Annotated in this window: 17 protein-coding genes; 10 read left to right on the top strand and 7 right to left on the bottom strand. The window is 31.0% G+C overall.

The annotated features are described in order from the left end of the window. The 8 genes from DMB71_RS05405 to DMB71_RS05370 all read left to right on the top strand — a co-directional run bounded on the left by DMB71_RS05405 (window position 1) and on the right by DMB71_RS05370 (window position 9,694). On the top strand, window positions 1–1,164 hold the full coding sequence (locus DMB71_RS05405; protein WP_111364333.1) for a glycosyltransferase family 4 protein: 1,164 nt from the start codon (window positions 1–3) through the stop codon (window positions 1,162–1,164). Further along, window positions 1,161–2,705, top strand: coding sequence for a glycosyltransferase family 2 protein (locus DMB71_RS05400; RefSeq protein WP_111364331.1), 1,545 nt, complete (start codon window positions 1,161–1,163; stop codon window positions 2,703–2,705). The genes DMB71_RS05405 and DMB71_RS05400 overlap by 4 nt, the downstream gene beginning before the upstream one ends. Continuing rightward, window positions 2,702–3,697 carry a glycosyltransferase family 2 protein gene (locus DMB71_RS05395; protein ID WP_111364329.1) on the top strand — a complete coding sequence of 332 codons (996 nt, stop codon included), beginning with the start codon at window positions 2,702–2,704 and terminating at the stop codon, window positions 3,695–3,697. Before DMB71_RS05400 ends, DMB71_RS05395 begins: the two co-directional genes overlap by 4 nt. A 1-nt stretch (window position 3,698) precedes the next feature. Beyond that, entirely contained in the window at window positions 3,699–4,679 is a 981-nt protein-coding gene (locus DMB71_RS05390; protein ID WP_111364327.1) for a glycosyltransferase, read from the top strand. Between the two features lies 1 nt (window position 4,680). Continuing rightward, complete coding sequence (locus tag DMB71_RS05385; RefSeq protein WP_111364325.1) at window positions 4,681–5,799, top strand: glycosyltransferase; 1,119 nt, start codon at window positions 4,681–4,683, stop codon at window positions 5,797–5,799. After that, entirely contained in the window at window positions 5,796–6,884 is a 1,089-nt protein-coding gene (locus tag DMB71_RS05380; RefSeq protein WP_111364323.1) for a glycosyltransferase, read from the top strand. Before DMB71_RS05385 ends, DMB71_RS05380 begins: the two co-directional genes overlap by 4 nt. A gap of 10 nt (window positions 6,885–6,894) precedes the next feature. After that, window positions 6,895–8,235 carry an O-antigen ligase family protein gene (locus DMB71_RS05375; RefSeq protein WP_111364320.1) on the top strand — a complete coding sequence of 447 codons (1,341 nt, stop codon included), beginning with the start codon at window positions 6,895–6,897 and terminating at the stop codon, window positions 8,233–8,235. A 64-nt stretch (window positions 8,236–8,299) separates the two neighbouring features. Further along, window positions 8,300–9,694, top strand: a complete 1,395-nt coding sequence (locus tag DMB71_RS05370; RefSeq protein ID WP_111364318.1) for a sugar transferase — start codon at window positions 8,300–8,302, stop codon at window positions 9,692–9,694. A 5-nt stretch (window positions 9,695–9,699) separates the two neighbouring features. Here the strand turns inward: DMB71_RS05370 and DMB71_RS05365 are convergent, their stop codons facing one another. Next, window positions 9,700–10,836 carry a lipoprotein N-acyltransferase Lnb domain-containing protein gene (locus tag DMB71_RS05365; RefSeq protein ID WP_111364316.1) on the bottom strand — a complete coding sequence of 379 codons (1,137 nt, stop codon included), beginning with the start codon at window positions 10,834–10,836 and terminating at the stop codon, window positions 9,700–9,702. Between the two features lie 33 nt (window positions 10,837–10,869). Beyond that, a complete protein-coding gene (locus DMB71_RS05360; RefSeq protein ID WP_449528460.1) occupies window positions 10,870–11,937 on the bottom strand; it encodes a putative type IX sorting system protein PorV2 in 1,068 nt (355 codons plus the stop codon). 191 nt (window positions 11,938–12,128) lie between these two features. Between DMB71_RS05360 and DMB71_RS05355 the strand changes: the two genes are divergently transcribed. Together DMB71_RS05355 and DMB71_RS05350 are read left to right on the top strand one after the other, a co-directional pair. Beyond that, on the top strand, window positions 12,129–12,845 hold the full coding sequence (locus tag DMB71_RS05355) for a CDP-alcohol phosphatidyltransferase family protein (RefSeq protein ID WP_111364312.1): 717 nt from the start codon (window positions 12,129–12,131) through the stop codon (window positions 12,843–12,845). Between the two features lie 9 nt (window positions 12,846–12,854). Then, window positions 12,855–13,709 (top strand): glycoside hydrolase family 25 protein, encoded by an 855-nt coding sequence (locus DMB71_RS05350; protein ID WP_111364310.1) that lies wholly within the window; start codon window positions 12,855–12,857, stop codon window positions 13,707–13,709. Window positions 13,710–13,722: 13 nt separating this feature from the next. On the opposite strand, the gene DMB71_RS05345 is transcribed toward DMB71_RS05350, so the two are convergent. From DMB71_RS05345 to DMB71_RS05325, 5 genes are all read right to left on the bottom strand, one after another. Next, window positions 13,723–13,950, bottom strand: a complete 228-nt coding sequence (locus tag DMB71_RS05345) for a DUF5808 domain-containing protein (protein ID WP_008464442.1) — start codon at window positions 13,948–13,950, stop codon at window positions 13,723–13,725. 81 nt (window positions 13,951–14,031) lie between these two features. Further along, the gene (gene lptB, locus DMB71_RS05340) at window positions 14,032–14,772 is read right to left on the bottom strand and encodes an LPS export ABC transporter ATP-binding protein (RefSeq protein ID WP_111364308.1); all 741 of its coding nucleotides are present in this window, start codon (window positions 14,770–14,772) and stop codon (window positions 14,032–14,034) included. Window positions 14,773–15,000: 228 nt separating this feature from the next. Continuing rightward, window positions 15,001–15,351, bottom strand: a complete 351-nt coding sequence (locus tag DMB71_RS05335; RefSeq protein ID WP_008464444.1) for a carboxymuconolactone decarboxylase family protein — start codon at window positions 15,349–15,351, stop codon at window positions 15,001–15,003. Beyond that, the gene (tatC, locus tag DMB71_RS05330; protein WP_111364306.1) at window positions 15,344–16,159 is read right to left on the bottom strand and encodes a twin-arginine translocase subunit TatC; all 816 of its coding nucleotides are present in this window, start codon (window positions 16,157–16,159) and stop codon (window positions 15,344–15,346) included. Before tatC ends, DMB71_RS05335 begins: the two co-directional genes overlap by 8 nt. After that, on the bottom strand, window positions 16,159–17,124 hold the full coding sequence (locus DMB71_RS05325; RefSeq protein WP_162614784.1) for a KpsF/GutQ family sugar-phosphate isomerase: 966 nt from the start codon (window positions 17,122–17,124) through the stop codon (window positions 16,159–16,161). The genes tatC and DMB71_RS05325 overlap by 1 nt, the downstream gene beginning before the upstream one ends. Window positions 17,125–17,208: the final 84 nt, after the last annotated feature.

Raw genomic sequence — 17,208 nt, 5'->3', positions numbered from 1 at the left:
ATGCATATAGCATTTCTAACCCCAGAATATTCACATTCTAGTATTACAAAATCAGCTGGAATTGGAACAAGTATTAAAAATCTGGCTACATCACTGTTTAACTCTGGAAATGACATCACTATTTTTATTTATAATCAACCTGTGGCGGAGATTATAAATGATAACGGAATAAAAATTCATCGCATTCAAATAAAAAAGTATAATTTTTTTGGATGGTATTTGTATCGTAAATACATTGAGAAATACTGTAATCAAATCATAAAACAAGAGAATATCGAAGTAATTGAAGCCGCAGATTGGACTGGAATTACAGCATTTATGAATTTCAAAATTCCTCTAATAATTCGTTTTCATGGAAGCGATACTTATTTCTGTCACTTAGAGAATAGAAAACAAAAACTTAAAAATTTCTGGCTTGAAAAATTAGCAATAAATAAAACTCAAGCGTTTATAGCGCCAACAACTTTTGCAGGAGAAGTTTCAAAAAAACTTTTTAAGATAAAAGGAAAAGAAATCCAGACCATTCATAATGGTTTAAATATTAATGAGTTTGAAAATAAGCAACCAGAAAATTTTGAAAAAAATACTATTCTTTACATTGGAACTTTAATTAGAAAAAAAGGTGTTTTAGAACTTCCAGAAATTTTTAGCAAAGTGCGTAATGTTTTTCCAGAAGCAAAACTTTTTCTAATAGGAAGTGATTCTTTCGATATAAAAACCAATTCTAAATCAACTTGGGAATTAATGAAAATTCTATTTACTAAGGATGATTTAAATAATGTAAACTATCTCGGTAAAATCCCATACAATGAAGTTCAGGAACATATAAAAAAAGTAAATGTATGTGTATTCCCTACTTATGCCGAGACTTTAGGTATGGTTACCATAGAAGCTATGGCAATGAGTAAGGCAATTGTAAATAGCAATATTGGTTGGTCACAAGAACTTCTGACTGATGAAGAAAGCGGTTATCTTGTACATCCGTCAAATCATGATTTGTATGCTGATAGAATTGTAGAATTGTTTAAAAATGATTCTTTGGTTTTAAAATTAGGAAAAAGAGCTAGAAAAAGAGCTGAAGAAAAATTTGACATAAATAACCTTGCACTAGCAAATATTAGTTTTTATCAAAATATCATAAACTGCAACAAAAAGAAAGCGTGATCATTGTTTATCATCAAAATAATAAAATAGTTAAAGTTGAAGCCAAAACAAAAAATGTTTTCTTTGGAAGTAAAAGTATTGCTGAAAATTTAATTGAAATTGCAGAGAAATTTCCTCAAGATTTAATTATTTGGTGTCATATTTCATTAGAGTCTTATCTTAATATTGAGAAATTTAATGAAATTTTTCATCAGAATAAGATAATGGTTTCATACAGTTTGTCTCCCAATAGCTTTATTTCAAATAATATTGGATATATAGATTCTTCGCCTTTTTTAAAAATAAACAAAGAAGTAAGCTATCCAACTTGGATTATGAGCAGTCACGTTGGAGGAATTCATGCTTCTATTTTATTGCTTTTAAAGAATCAGATAAAGGCAGATCCAAATTTTGACTATTTTTTAAATTCAATAGCAAAATTAGGAATGCCTCTTGGCCTTTTATGTTATTCTAATCCCGAACTGCTAAAAGATTGTTTTGAAGTTTTTCCAAAGTACAAGGATGATAAGAGTCTTCTTTTTAGGTTTGCAATACAACATTATAAAACACGTTGGATATTTTTACTTTTCTTAGATCTATTTCTTTATAAAAAAACATTGGCTGTTTTTCCTTTTTTAATGTGTTTTTTTTACAAGAAAAGATTTTTGAAAACTGATACATTCCAAGAAGTTAAAACCGAATCTAATAATAAAGTAATTGAAAAAAGAACTATAGACGTAATCATTCCAACAATTGGACGAAAAAAATATTTATTTGATACTCTAAAAGATCTTTCCTTGCAAACATTTTTGCCTACCAGTATTATTATTGTGGAGCAAAATCCTATTCAAGATAGCATCACAGAACTTGATTATATTGTGAATGAAGAGTGGCCATTTCAAATTAAACATATTTTTACGCATCAAACCGGAGCATGTAATGCAAGAAATTTGGCCATGAAAGAAGTGAGGAGCGAATGGGTATTTATGGCAGATGATGATATCAGAATAGAAGCGGACTTTTTGGAAGAAACATTTAAGATAATTAAAAAAGAAGGAGTAGAACAGATTACTTTAGGATGCTATCAACCTGATTACCCTTTAGATAAAAAAATAAAACAGAAATTTCAATGGGGCAGTTTTGGTTCAGGCTGTAGTATCGTAAAAGCAGAAAATATAAAAACGCTTTCTTACAATATGAGTTTTGAATTTGGTTATGGAGAAGACAGTGATTTTGGAATGCAACTTAGAAATTTAGGGCATGATATTCTTTATTCTCCAAAGCCAGAAATTCTTCATATAAAAGCACCAACCGGCGGTTTTAGGACAAAACATATTTTGGCTTGGGCAGAAGAAAAGATTAAACCAAAACCTTCTCCGACAGTAATGCTAAATAAGATTTTAAATTTTACGCAAGAACAGATTGAGGGGTATCGAACTGTTTTATTCTTTAAATATTATAAAGTTCAAAAAATTAGAAACCCATTGCGATACTATTCTAGTTATAAAAAACAATGGTCAAAAAGCCAATATTGGGCTAATAAATTAAATGCTAAACAATGAAATTTTCACTGATTATTTGTACATATATGCGACCTGGGCCATTAGTTAAACTATTAAACTCAGTAAATATTCAAAGTAAATATCCAGATGAAATTTTGATCATTGATGGATCATTAAATGAAGAAACAAAAATAGCTCTAGACAAAAATAATTTTAAGAATTTAAAATATTTTTTAGTTTCTGAGAAAGATCGAGGATTAACAAGACAACGTAATTTTGGAATCAGCCATGTTGCTTTTGATTCTGAAATAATTTGTTTTTTAGATGATGACACTGTCTTAGAGCACAATTATTTTGAGCAATTATTAAATACGTACACACTTTATTCCGATGCATTAGGTGTAGGAGGTTATATTGCGAATGAAATTAAATGGGAAAAAGCAGAAGAAAATTATAAGCCTTCCATAAAAGAATTCTATTTCGATGGCTGGGTACGTAAAGATGGAAGTCGTTTTGTGCTACGAAAAAGATTGGGTTTGGACAGTAATGTTTCTCCAGGATTTTCTCCAGGATTTTCTCATGGAAGAAGTGTTGGGTTTTTACCTCCTAGCGGGAAGGTTTATGAAGTAGAACAATTAATGGGAGGTGTTTCGTCTTTTCGAAAATCAGTATTTGAGGAGCTTTCATTTTCAACTTATTTTGAAGGATATGGCTTGTACGAAGATGCTGATTTTTGTCTAAGATTGGCTAAAAAAGGAAAATTATACCTTAATATAGATGCGAAGCTAAACCACTATCATGATCCTGCTGGTAGACCAAACCAATTTAGATATGGCAAAATGGTTCTGCGAAATGGATGGTATGTTTGGAGAACAAAAAATTCTAATCCGTCTTTAAAAGACCGATTGAAATGGAATGCAATCACATTTTTATTGATTTTGATACGATTTACAAATGTGATTAATGGAGCTGAAAAAAAAGGTGCTTTTACCGAAGTAATGGGGCGTGTCTCTGGTTACTTTAGCCTAATTTTAAATAAACCTAAAAAATAAAATGAGAACAAAAGTTTACATTTACGGACTTTGTAATATATTCTATGATTCATATTATATTCAAGGGCTAAATGAAATTTATAAGAATTTTGAGTTCAATGTTTCTAAATTTCCGCAGTTTAATCAAGATACTTTTGCTGTTATTATTGAAGAAGAAAATAAATCAAAAAAAATAATTATAGACTCAAGAGATTCTAGCGAAATTAATACTCCTGAACTTGAATGGTGTGATGTATATGGTAAAATAAATTACAATACTAAGGATATCCCAGTTAGTGATGAAAAAAAAATTGTTCCTATTGGTCCTAGTTTTGGCGTCAAAATCTGGAATTTAGGTGAAACATTGTATTTTTTAAGTTTTAATTTTCTTAGGTTTAGAAAAAATATTACAAATAAAAGAGAGTTTTTAGCAAACTATTGGAGACAATATAAAAGACTTGAATTGAAAAAATATCAATATGTAAAATCTTCTTCTAATGAAATCTTTTTTATGAATTCAATTTGGAAAAAAGAGAACGAAACAAATGAGAATAGGGCTTTATTTATTGAAGCATGTAAAAACAATTCTAATCTTATTTTTGAGGGAGGCTTTGCTGCTAGAACTAATGGAGACAATTTAGGCTTTGATAAATTAGTATACTCAAAAAAAATTCCGCTTAACATTTATATCGAAAAAATTAAAAATTCCGCTTTTGTTTTCAACACACCGGCTGTTCTTTCTTGTCACGGTTGGAAATTAGGTGAATTTTTTGCTCTAGGGAAAGCAATTATTACAACGAAACATTATAATGTGTTGCCAGAGAATTTAGAAGATAAAAAACATGTTTTGTACATAGAAAATAACGACGAATTACAAAAATCTATTGCAAAATTGACAGATGATCCAGCATTTAAAAATAGCTTAGAAGTGGAAAGTCGAAATTATTTTGATAAATGGCTGACTCCAAAAAAAGTTATTTTAAGATTAGTAGAAAGGAGCTAGAATGAATTTTTTAATAGTAACACATGTCAATCATATTCATAAAAATGATCAATATTTTGGTTATGGACCATATATTGGCGAAATGAACATTTGGTTGAAATTTGTAGATGAAATTATAGTGGTTGCTCCTTTATTAACAGGAAACTCAACTGCTATAGATTTAGATTACAATCATTCTAATATTAGTTTCAGAAAAGTTCCAAACTTTAATTTAACAGGCGTAAGAGAAATTATTCTAACTATATTAAAGTTGCCGTTGATTTTTTGGAAGATATTTTGGGCAATGAAAGGAGCAAATCATATTCATTTAAGATGCCCAGGAAATATGGGGTTAATAGGTTGTTTTGTTCAGATTCTTTTTCCAAATAAAATTAAAACAGCAAAATATGCTGGAAATTGGGATTCTAAAAGTAAACAGCCATGGTCTTATAAAATACAAAAATGGATTCTTAATAATGCTTTTCTAACAAGAAATATGCAGGTTTTGGTATATGGCGATTGGGAAAATCAATCAAAAAATATAAAATCATTTTTCACAGCAACTTATTCAGAATCTGAAAAAGAAAATATTGAAAAAACGGACTTTAAGAATGGAATTAAGTTCATTTTTGTTGGAAGCTTGGTTTCAGGCAAAAATCCTCTATATGGCATTAAATTAGTTGAAAAATTGGTAATGAAAGGTCACAGCGCAACATTAGATTTATATGGAGAGGGTGTAGAAAGAAATTCTCTAGAAAATTATATTCGAATGAATAAATTGGAAAGCTGTGTTTTTTTAAGAGGAAATAATAATAGGGAAATTTTGAAAAATGCCTATAAAAATAGTCATTTTGTAATTTTGCCTTCAAAAAGTGAAGGTTGGCCTAAAGCTGTAGCAGAGGGAATGTTTTGGGGATGTGTTCCAATTGCGACAAAAGTCTCATGTGTTCCATATATGTTAGATTATTGCAAACGAGGCGTTTTACTAGAAATTGATTTGGATAAAGATGCTAAGCAGATAGAGAATTTAATAGTGAACCAAAATGATTTTTTAAAGAAAAGCGAAATGGCTATGGAATGGTCACGCAATTTCACCACAGATGTTTTTGAAAAAGAAATTGCAAAATTGCTGATAAAATGAGAATTGTACAAATTATAGATTCATTAGAAGTTGGTGGTGCAGAGCGTATGGCTGTAAATTATGCAAATTCACTTGCAGATAGAATTGAATTTTCGGGATTAATTGCAACAAGGAGTGAAGGCTTACTTTTAGACCATTTAAATCAAAAAGTCGCATATTCATTTCTGGGAAAAAAATCGGTTCTTGATTTAAATGCAATTTTTAGATTAAGAAATTATCTCAAGAAGAATAAAGTTCAGTTAATTCATGCGCATAGTTCTTCTTTCTTTATCGCGGTTTTAGTTAAATTAACGATGCCTAGAATTAAAATAATCTGGCATGACCACTATGGAATTTCGCAGGATCTTTCATCAAGAAAAAATTTGGCGTTAAAATTTTCATCTTTTTTCTTTTTAGGAATTATTTCTGTAAACGATGCTTTAAAAAAATGGGCTCAGAACTATTTAAATTGTTCAAATACTAAGTATTTTCCCAATTTTATAATAGAGCCAAATGCTTCTTTAAGTAGTTTTAAGTTAAAAGGAAAAGATGGCTACAGGATAATCTGTGTTGCAAATTTACGCCCTCAAAAAAATCATGAACTACTCATTAATGGCGCATTAGAAATCCATAAAAAGTTTCCGGATTGGACTTTCCATTTGGTCGGTAAAAAATTTAATGATGCTTACAGCGAAAATTTATTAAAAAAAGTAAAAGAGCTAGGGCTTAATGAAGTTATATTTTTTTATGGAGCAGTAAATAATGTTCAGGAATTGTTAAAACAGAGTGAAATAGCAGTTTTAACCTCTCTTTCAGAAGGACTTCCTTTGGCTGCTTTAGAATATGGATTAGCAAATTTACCTGTTGTGGCAACCAATGTTGGTGAAATTTTAAAAGTCATTCCCTCATCTAAAGAAGGTTTGGTAATTGATTCAAATAATTTAAGCCAATTTGTAGATTCAATTCAAATATTGATTGAGAATAAACATGTCCGTAAATCATTAGGAAACCAATTGAATTTTTATGTAAATGAAAATTTTGGTGAAAAATTAATTTTAAAAGAGTACTTAATATGGTTAAAATCTTTAACTACTATTACAAAGTAAATATTTTATAATGAAAAACACAAAACTTAGTTATTTACCCATAATCGTTTTTCATGCATTGTTAGCATTAATTATTTTTGTTATTCCTTTTTTTTCAAAAATATATGCGCTATTAATTGTTTTAATAGGCGTTATTGTAATCATTAGAAACAAAAACAGAAATAACGAAGTACTTTTTGTTAGCGCATATTTAGTAGGTGCTGAGGTATTTCTTCGCATGACAGGAGGGAATTTTAATAATGAATACGCAAAATTTTGTGTTATAGGTTTTATGCTCCTTGGTATGATATATAGTAATTTCTCAAAAAGCGCATTAATTTATTTGTTTTTTTTCGTGCTCTTGGTTCCTTCTATTCTTATTACTGCCAATTATCAGAATGCAGGAACAGATGTTAAAAAAGTTTTATTTTTTAATTTGTCAGGACCAATATGTTTGGGAATATGCTCAATATATACATTTGGGAGAAAAATTACTTTCGAGAGTATTCAAAAGTTATTAGTAATTATGGGATTTCCTATTATTTCTACAACTGTATATTTGTTTCTTTATACTCCGAATATACAAGATGTTGTAACGGGAACTCAGTCAAATTTTGAAACCTCTGGTGGTTTTGGACCAAATCAAGTGTCTACAATATTGGGATTAGGAATGTTTGTTTTCTTTACGCAAGTAATTCTGTTTTCAAAATCTAAAATAGAATTATTAATAAATGGAGGACTGTTAGTTTTCGTAAGTTATAGAGGGATTGTGACCTTTTCGAGAGGAGGAATTATTACTGGTGTAATAATGATTATTTGTCTTTTACTTTTATTGTATTACTATTCAAATTCAAAAGGTAGAAGCAAATTTACTCTAGTTTTTGTTTTAACAATCGCTTTAGGAACTGCTATTTGGGGATATAGTTCTTTTCAAACAAAAGGCCTTATAGAGAAAAGATATGCTAATAAAGATGCATTAGGGAGAGAAAAGAAAGATAGGTTAGGAGGTCGAGAAGAAATAATGGATGCGGATATTGCACTTTTTTTAGAAAATCCCATTTTAGGGGTAGGTGTGGGACTTAGTAAAGAGAAAAGAGAGGATCAACTTGGAATAGCAATTGCTTCACATAACGAAATAACTAGACTTTTTTCCGAACATGGATTATTGGGTATTTTTGCATTGTTGATAATTGGAGTTACCCCTTTTGTATTTTATATAGAAAATAGACAGCATTTATATTTTTTATCATTCTTTATCTTTTGGCTTTTAACAATTAATCACGCGGCAATGCGAACGGCTGCTCCAGCTTTTGTGTATGCACTATGCCTTCTTTCTGTTCAAATAAAAATTCCTGAAGAAACAGAAAATTAATAGATTAGTTATATTTTTTTACGATACATTTGCTTTGCCCTAACCAAATTAAAACCTACAAGTGATGTTGTCAAAAAAGAAAATGCATTTCGAAATTTCGGAGAGGAAGATACTGCTCCTTACTTTCGATGCTCTTTTTATTTTATTTGCTTTATATCTATTAAGCGCAATCTTTGATTATCATTATTTCACCTTTAATTTAAGTAGCTCCCTAAGTATACTTTTATTAGTCAGCTATCTTTATGCTTTTGGTGTAATATTCGAAATCTATAATTTACAAGTAGCAAGCAATCATCTTCAGATTCTGCAGAATGTTGTTTTTACAGCTACTGCAACGGTTTTAGCTTATTTGTTAACGCCAGTTCTTTCCCCTTTGCTGCCCAAACAAAGATTAGTAATAGTAATATTTTATTTTACAATATTAATTACATTGCTTTTATGGCGTTTGTTTTATTGTTATTTCTTGGCCTCTCATCGTTTCTCGCAAAATGTTGTTTTGATATGTGATCAGAGTGAAGTAGAAGAATTAGTTTTAGGACTGGAAAATGTAGATCCGCATTATAAAATTGTTGGTTTTGTTAATTCCGATTCTGTTGCAGATGAAAATTTAGATTTTCATTATGTAAGCGAAATAAAGAAGGAAGATTTAGAACGTTTCGTGTCTACACATTATGTCTCAGAAATTGTAATTGCTTCTCAGAAAACAGATGGAATTACTCCCGATTTGTATCAGCAATTGCTTCATTTATTAGAAAAAGGAAATATTATACGTGAGTATACTCAAGTTTACGAAAGTAAAACACAGCGAATTCCTGTTCATTACATAGAAAGAGATTTTTATAGATTTTTCCCTTTTAGCAGAAGCAATAGCAACAAACTCTATTTGTTTTTCGTTCGTCTTATAGAGCTTATATTTTCTGTTTTAGGGCTTTTAATGAGCTTAGTTTTTATCCCGATAATTTTTACGTGCAACCTTTTTGCCAATAAAGGAAGTCTTTTCTATACTCAAGAAAGAGTGGGGAAAAATGGAGTTATTTTCAAAATTTACAAGTTTAGAACTATGACCGAGAATTCAGAGGCAAACGGAGCTGTTTTTGCAACTCATAATGACAAAAGAGTCACTCCATTTGGTAAATTTATGCGAAAGTCTAGAATAGACGAACTTCCACAATTTATTAATGTTTTAAAAGGAGATATGGGCGTAATTGGTCCAAGACCTGAGCGACCATTTTTTGTTGAGGAAATTGCCGCTGTAATGCCTTTTTATGAAACGCGTCACGTAATTAAACCTGGACTCACTGGATGGGCGCAGGTTAATTATTCTTATGGAGAATCAATCGACGAAAGTTTGATAAAACTTCAGTACGATTTGTATTACATTAAACATAGAAGTATATTTCTCGACCTAAGTATTACTTTCAAAACCATTACTACGGTTTTATTCTACAGAGGTCAGTAAAAAAATTAGATTATAATCGGAATTGGTTTTTTGTTGCGAATTGCGGTTCGCACTAAAACCACTCCGCTTGTAATGATCAATGGTAAAGTGATAAAGAAATGTGCTTTATTGATTAAAAACAAGAAGTAAATCACAAGCATTATAAAGTTGATTAGCGAAAATCTATAAGTCCATAGTTTGTTCTTGAAGATTGAAAACAAAACTAGAACCAATAAAAGCGGACTAAAAAGTAATACGTTATAATTCATCGCCAGCTCTTGGTGGAATGAATAAAATCCCATAATCACGAAGAATATTCCAATTAAAGATAAAATCACAAAATAGATTTTATCGATTGTTTTGTTTCTGGCAAAGATTACAAAAAGTAGAATAAAAAGATACGTATAGATATTATTCCACCAAGATTTCGGTGTTTCTTTTGTAAACTCTAATAGCGTTTTGCTTTTAGCTGCAAGAGGTTTATTTTGGAAAGTGGTTTTATCTAAACTGTTTTTCAATTCAAATGGGAGAAAAATTTTGGTACCCATTTGATCTACTTTAGTTCCAAAAATAATGCTTGTTCCTAATTTATCATAAAAATGCCCGTCAAAATAAGGAAATAGGATAGAACGGTAGGTTTTATCTGTGTCTCCTTTTTTAGTTATTGCATTTTGATTTAGTGATTTATTAATAACATCAACAACCATCGAAGTGCAGTTTTTATCTATGAATTTATAAGTATAATATCTTTCTTCAGAAAATAAAGAATGATTCAGATTGTCGAATATTTTTTGTTTTAAAGGAAGAGAAACTAGAAGTTCTTGTTCATAAACACTTCGTTTATCATTACTATATTCACTTATAAAATCAGAAAAAGGATGAGTAATAATAAAATATTGTAAATCGCCTTTCGCGAATTTGGCAACGAAATTAGGTGTTCTAAAATCAAATGCGCCATAATTATAAACGAGATCAATATTATTTGATGGATCAAATACACGAACAGCCGTATGTCCAAAATAAGAATACGTTTCGTTTCCAAGCCCGCATGTCAAAACGCTTATTTTAGCATCTTTCGATAAAGCTAAATTTTGGCTGAAACCAATAAAACTTGATAAGAATAATAAAATAAAAAGTGCTTTTTTGAACATGACAGTTTTCATGATTTAAAATTTTAAATGTTTTATGATTTCTAATTATCTAAAGATACCCAAATCTACTTTTAACGAAAAAATATTAGAATACAATGCAGTGCTTTGGTTTCCTAAATCGGTCAAAGCATAATCAATTTGTATGCCTTTATATCTAAATCCTAAACCAATGTTAGGCTGAAAATTTACTTTTTCAGTATTATCCAGCTGCATTACATTCTGAAAGTTTCCTGCACCAGCCCGCACAAAAACCAAATCGGTATAACCAAACTCAAACCCTAGAGCTGGGTCTATACTTATAGCTTTTGAAGAAATAATATCATTTGTCTGTTCAAATCGCATGTTTAAATTTGCTGAGGTAACAAGACTGCATTCATTATGAAAATCAAATCGTTTTGAAACTCCCAATTGTGCTTTTGGCAATGTTATCTCTGTACTTTCTGGCAAAGTATTGTTTTCTCCTGGAATAGCATTGGCGATTTTTTCATATTCTTTTTCATCAATATTCCAGACATTATAAGTTGTAGTGATGTCGCGAAGCATTAAACCAAACTTCCAGTCATTTCTTTCAAACTGAAGTCCGATATCAAATCCAAAACCCCATGAATTGGCAAATTTTCCAATTATTCTACGAATAACTTTTGCATTTACTCCATATTGAAATCCGTCAACAGGCAGTTTTCGCGCATAAGAAAAAGTAAAACCATAATCTGCCGTAGAAAAGAGACTGATTCTATTATAATCTATATTTCCTTGGTTATCGATTAATTGTGTCGTGTCCATGATGTCGTCTACTCCAAAACGAATCATCGAAATTCCCCACGCGCTTCTGTCGTCAATTGGACTTGCGTAACCTATGTAATCGTATTGTGCAATATTGGCAAAGTAGCTGGCGTGCATCAGAGCAATTTGATGATCTTCGAGATGCGTCAAACCTGCGGGATTCCAGTAAACGGCATTTACATCATTTGAAGAAGCAGTTACGGCACTCGCCATTCCAAGAGCAGCGGCATCGACCCCAATATTCATAAATTCATTCGAGTATTTACGAACGGTTTGTGCATACTGAAAAGTACAACTCCAAAAGAATAAAAACAATAAATATTTCTTCAACGTATATGTTTTTGCAGATCGAGGCCTGTTTTAAATTTTTATCAAAAATATAATATTTTAATCATCTAATGAGTTCCTATGCTTAAATATTCCCAAAGTCGAACTTAGAAATAAAAAACTCTCGAAAAAACTCGTTTTTGATCGAGTTATTATACTAAATTTGTTCTCTACCATTATCAAATTTTTAAGCTATGAATATTAAAAAGCATATACCAAATCTAATTACATTAATTAATCTTTTCTGCGGCTGTGTCGCAATCGTCTTTGTCTCTAAGGGGGATTTTTTAATGGCTTTTTATATGGTTTGCTTAGGAATCTTTTTTGATTTCTTTGATGGTTTTTTTGCCAGATTATTTAAAGTTGCGGGCCCACTTGGATTACAATTAGATTCTCTAGCAGATATGGTGACAAGCGGTGTTGTCCCAGGTTATGTAATGTATAGTATGTTCGCAAGAGGGGGTGATCAATTAGGAAATCAAGCAATTGTTCCCTTTTTAGGATTTATTATAACTTTAGGTGCTTGTTACAGATTAGCCAACTTTAATATTGACACACGTCAGACAGATTCATTTATTGGTTTGCCAACTCCTGCAAATGCCATTTTTATTATTAGTTTGCAAGTAGTTCTAGATATGTATGCAGAATCATCACTTCTTGTTCTTGAATTATTAACTAATCAATGGATTTTATTGGTTATTAGTTTGTGTAGTGCTTATATCATGAATGCTGAAATTCCTTTGTTTTCTTTAAAGGTTAAAAAAATTAGTTTTAAAGGAAACACACTTCAAATTGTATTTTTAATTGTCTCTGTATTAATGATTGTTTTACTTCAATATATCGCGATTCCGTTGATTATTGTTTTTTATGTATTATTGTCAGTTATCAATAATCTTTTTTTGAAAAAGTAATTCTGTTGAATGGCAAGAAAAACGACTTATCGTAAAACATATTCAAGAAAACCAGCAGGAAGATCTTTTCTGAGCAGACTTTTTCGGGGACTTTTATTGATTTTTTTCGGACTTTTATTCATTGGGATAATTTATCATTATCGCAAAGGACTTGCTTATTATTTAGGTTTTAAAACAGAAAAGGTTTTAGATGAAGATGAGGTAGATAAACATCTTTCTGACGTTCGAAATATTCGTGTTTTAGAGAATCATAAAGGAAAAGTAATTGGAATTGACGTATCTGAATTTCAAGGAAAAGTAGATTGGGAAGAAGTTGAAATCTTAGATGAAAAATATCCCGTTCAATTTGTGTTTATTCGTGCAACGGCAGGAAATGATCGTGTCGATAGACAATTCAAAAGAAACTGGGAAGGTGCAAAAGAAAATAAAATAATGCGTGGCGCCTATCATTATTATCGTCCAAATGAGAATTCTATTGAACAAGCTGATCTTTTTATCAAAACAGTAAAATTACAGAAAGGAGATCTTCCGCCTGTTTTGGATATCGAAAAATTACCTAAAAATCAGCCTCTAGACAGTTTGAAAAAAGGATTGAAACGTTGGTTGAATAAAGTGGAAAAGCATTATCAAGTTCGTCCCATAATTTATTCAGGAGAAAGATATTATTCTGATTTTTTAAAAGAAGAATTCGGAGATTATTTGTTCTGGATTGCCAATTATAATTTCTACAGAGAAAAAATCGAAGATGACTGGTTGTTTTGGCAGTTTACAGAAAAAGCTTCTCTGCCAGGAATCAAACATCGCGTTGATGTTAATATTTACAACGGCGATTTAGAACAATTGCATTTTATTACAGTGGAATAAAAGCCTTCAGTTTTCAGAGAGTATTTGATAAAACCAAAATAACAATTATTATAAAAGGTAACAGAAGCATTACAGAATACGGATTGGCAAAATTTATAGTATAACCCATCCATTGAATCTTTTTGGGAGGAAGTAATCTTTTGTCTTTTGGATTATAATAACAGGTGTTGAAGAAATACCAATTCTTTGGATCTTTGTGCCAATTATCGTAATCTTCCTGAGTTGGTTTTTCTGATTTCATTTTAAATTAGTTTGCAGTGACGGTCACAGTTTTCAGTTTCTATTGAGACTGTAAACTGAGACTGCGACTGAATACTTTTTTCTAAAATTCCAATTTCTTCTTACGAAGCTCGAAGTTTTGTCCAAGATAAACACGACGAACCATTTCGTCTTCTACCAGTTCTTCTGGAACTCCAGCTTTTAGAATTCCTCCTTCAAACATTAAGTATGTTTTATCAGTTATGGCTAATGTTTCTTGAACGTTGTGATCGGTAATTAAGATTCCGATGTTTTTGTTTTTTAATTGCGCTACAATTCGCTGAATATCTTCTACCGCAACTGGGTCAACTCCTGCAAAAGGCTCATCTAATAAAATAAATTTTGGATCGGTTGCCAATGCTCGAGCAATTTCTGTACGACGACGCTCACCTCCAGAAAGTAAATCGCCTCGGTTGGTGCGAATATGCTCTAAACTGAATTCTTCAATTAAGCTTTCCATTTTAGCAATTTGAGCTTCTTTAGAAAGTTTTGTCAATTGTAAAACGCTCAAGATATTGTCTTCAATACTTAATTTTCTAAAAACAGAAGCTTCTTGTGCCAAATAACCAATGCCCTGTTGAGCACGTTTGTACATTGGATAATCGGTAATATTTAAATCATCAAGAAAAATATTTCCTCGATTTGGTTTTACCAATCCTACAATCATATAGAATGATGTTGTTTTTCCAGCTCCATTTGGTCCCAAAAGCCCTACAATTTCGCCTTGATTTACTTCAACAGAAATTCCTTTTACAACGCTTCGTCCTTTATAGGTTTTGATTAAATTATCGGCTCTTAGCTTCATTTGTTTAATGTGAAAATTAGATAATTTGAAAATGAGATAATTAAAAAAACTAAATCATAATCAATTTTATAATTTGATTTGAAAGGCAAAATAAATGTAAAATATTCAATAGAATGAATCAATTAACAAATTATTGCGTTTTCAAAACTTAGAACTTGTATTTCAAAATTAAATAATTAGCGTATTTCAAGAGAAATTATCTAATCATTAAATTGACACATTTTCTAATTATTTGCCTTGCTCTTCCAGTGCTTCCCAGAATTCGTAAGCTCTTCTTAAATGAGGAATCACAATTGTTCCTCCAACAAGAGTAGCAATTCCCATGGCTTCCATCATTTCTTCTTTAGAAACACCTTCTTTATAGCTAGTTTCTAAATGGTATTTTACACAGTCGTCACATCTTAAAACAGTCGATGCAACTAAACCAAGTAATTCTTTTGTTTTTACATCAAGAGCGCCTTCTGCATACGCATTGGTGTCAAGATTAAAAATTCGCTTTACAATTTTGTTGTTGTCAGCAAGCAGTTTTTCGTTCATTCTAGAACGATAGTCGTTAAATTCTTGAACTATATCAGACATTTTCTTTTAATTTATTTTTATAAACAATCTTCGAAATTAGAATACTAACTTCGTAAATAAGCAACATCGGAATGGCAACAATGGTCTGACTCACAACGTCTGGCGGTGTTACAATCGCAGCGATGATTAGAATAATTACAACAGCGTATTTCCAATATTTTCTTAAGAATTCAGGAGTTACTAATCCTAATTTTGTTAAGAAATAAATAGCAATTGGAAGTTCAAAAAAGATAGCACTTCCAAGAATACTCGTTTTAACCATTCCCATATAAGATTCTAGAGTAAACTGATTCTTTACTACATCACTCACAGAAAAAGTCGCTACGAAATTTACCGACATCGGAATTACAACAAAGTATCCAAACAATACTCCTAAGAAGAAAAGCAAAGATGAAACAAAGATGAATAATTTCGCATTCTTTCTTTCTTTCTCATAAAGTGCAGGACTGATAAACTTCCAGATTTCCCATAAAATATAAGGAAAACTCAAGATGAAACCTGCCAAAAGACACATCCAGACAAAAATATTTACCTGGCCTTCCATTTCAGTATTTTGAATAATGAAATTCAGTTCTGTAATACAGATGCTATCAGCAAAGCCTAATGAATGAGATAAGTCGCAAAACCAAACATACGTAAAGAATGTTGGTCTAATCGGACCTAAAATAATTTGATCAAATAAATAATCACTAATAAAATAAGTTACAATTGCCATTATGATTGTTGCAAGTGTACTTCTAACCAATAACCATCTTAGTTCTTCAAGATGATCTAAAAATGACATTTCGCCAAGATTTTTCTTTGCCATTATACGATTCCTTCTTTTAAAATGTCATGTAAATGTAAAACTCCTTTATATTCTCCGTTATCCGCAACAATCAATTGTGTAATCGAAAAGTCTTCTAAAATATTTAAAGCATCAACAGCCATAGTTTCAGACGAAACTACTTTTGGATTTTTTGACATAATATCCTTTGCAGTTAAGTCCGCAATACTATCTACGTCGTTTAGCATTCTTCGGATGTCTCCATCGGTAATAATTCCAACAATTTTATTGTCTTCAATTACTGCAGTAACTCCCAATCTTTTTTCAGAGATTTCAAAAATTGCTTTTTTGATAGAAGTTTCTGGAGTGACAGCTGGTTTTAATGAATGCTCGATCATGTCTTTTACTCGAAGCAGTAATTTTTTCCCTAAAGCGCCTCCCGGGTGATAAACCGCAAAATCTTCTGGTTTAAAATCACGCATTTCCATTAAGCAAACAGCCAATGCATCGCCCATTACAAGTTGAGCCGTCGTACTATTTGTAGGAGCTAAATTGATAGGGCAGGCTTCTGTGTCAACAGTTGTATTTAAAACCAAATCAGAGCCTTTTGCCAAAAATGAAGTTGTATTTCCTGTAATGGCAATCAAAGTATTTCCAAATCTTTTTAATAAAGGAACAAGCACTTTAATTTCTGGGCTATTCCCGCTTTTAGAAATGCAGATAATGACATCATCATTTTGGATCATTCCTAAATCACCGTGAATAGCTTCTGCTGCATGCAAAAACATAGAAGGAGTTCCAGTTGAGTTAAAAGTTGCCACCATTTTTTGAGCAATAATGGCGCTTTTTCCAATTCCTGTAACGATGAGACGGCCTTTAGATTCGTATATGCGTTGGACAGCTTCGTAAAAATTTTCGTCCAAAAAATCAATTAGTTTTGTAATTGCTTCACTTTCAGAGAGTATTGTTTTCTTGGCGATCGCCAATATATTTTCTTTTGTGATCAAAACAGAATATTTAAAATTTGTATGTATAAAAGAAAGTTGTATCTTTATGTGTTGCAAATTTATACAAAATACCATTAATATAGA

This window comes from Flavobacterium tistrianum (genome assembly GCF_003254545.1).
In the GTDB taxonomy this organism is placed as follows: domain Bacteria; phylum Bacteroidota; class Bacteroidia; order Flavobacteriales; family Flavobacteriaceae; genus Flavobacterium; species Flavobacterium tistrianum.
Note: the sequence above shows the minus strand (reverse complement) of the source record. Positions and strands in the feature narration are given on the sequence as shown.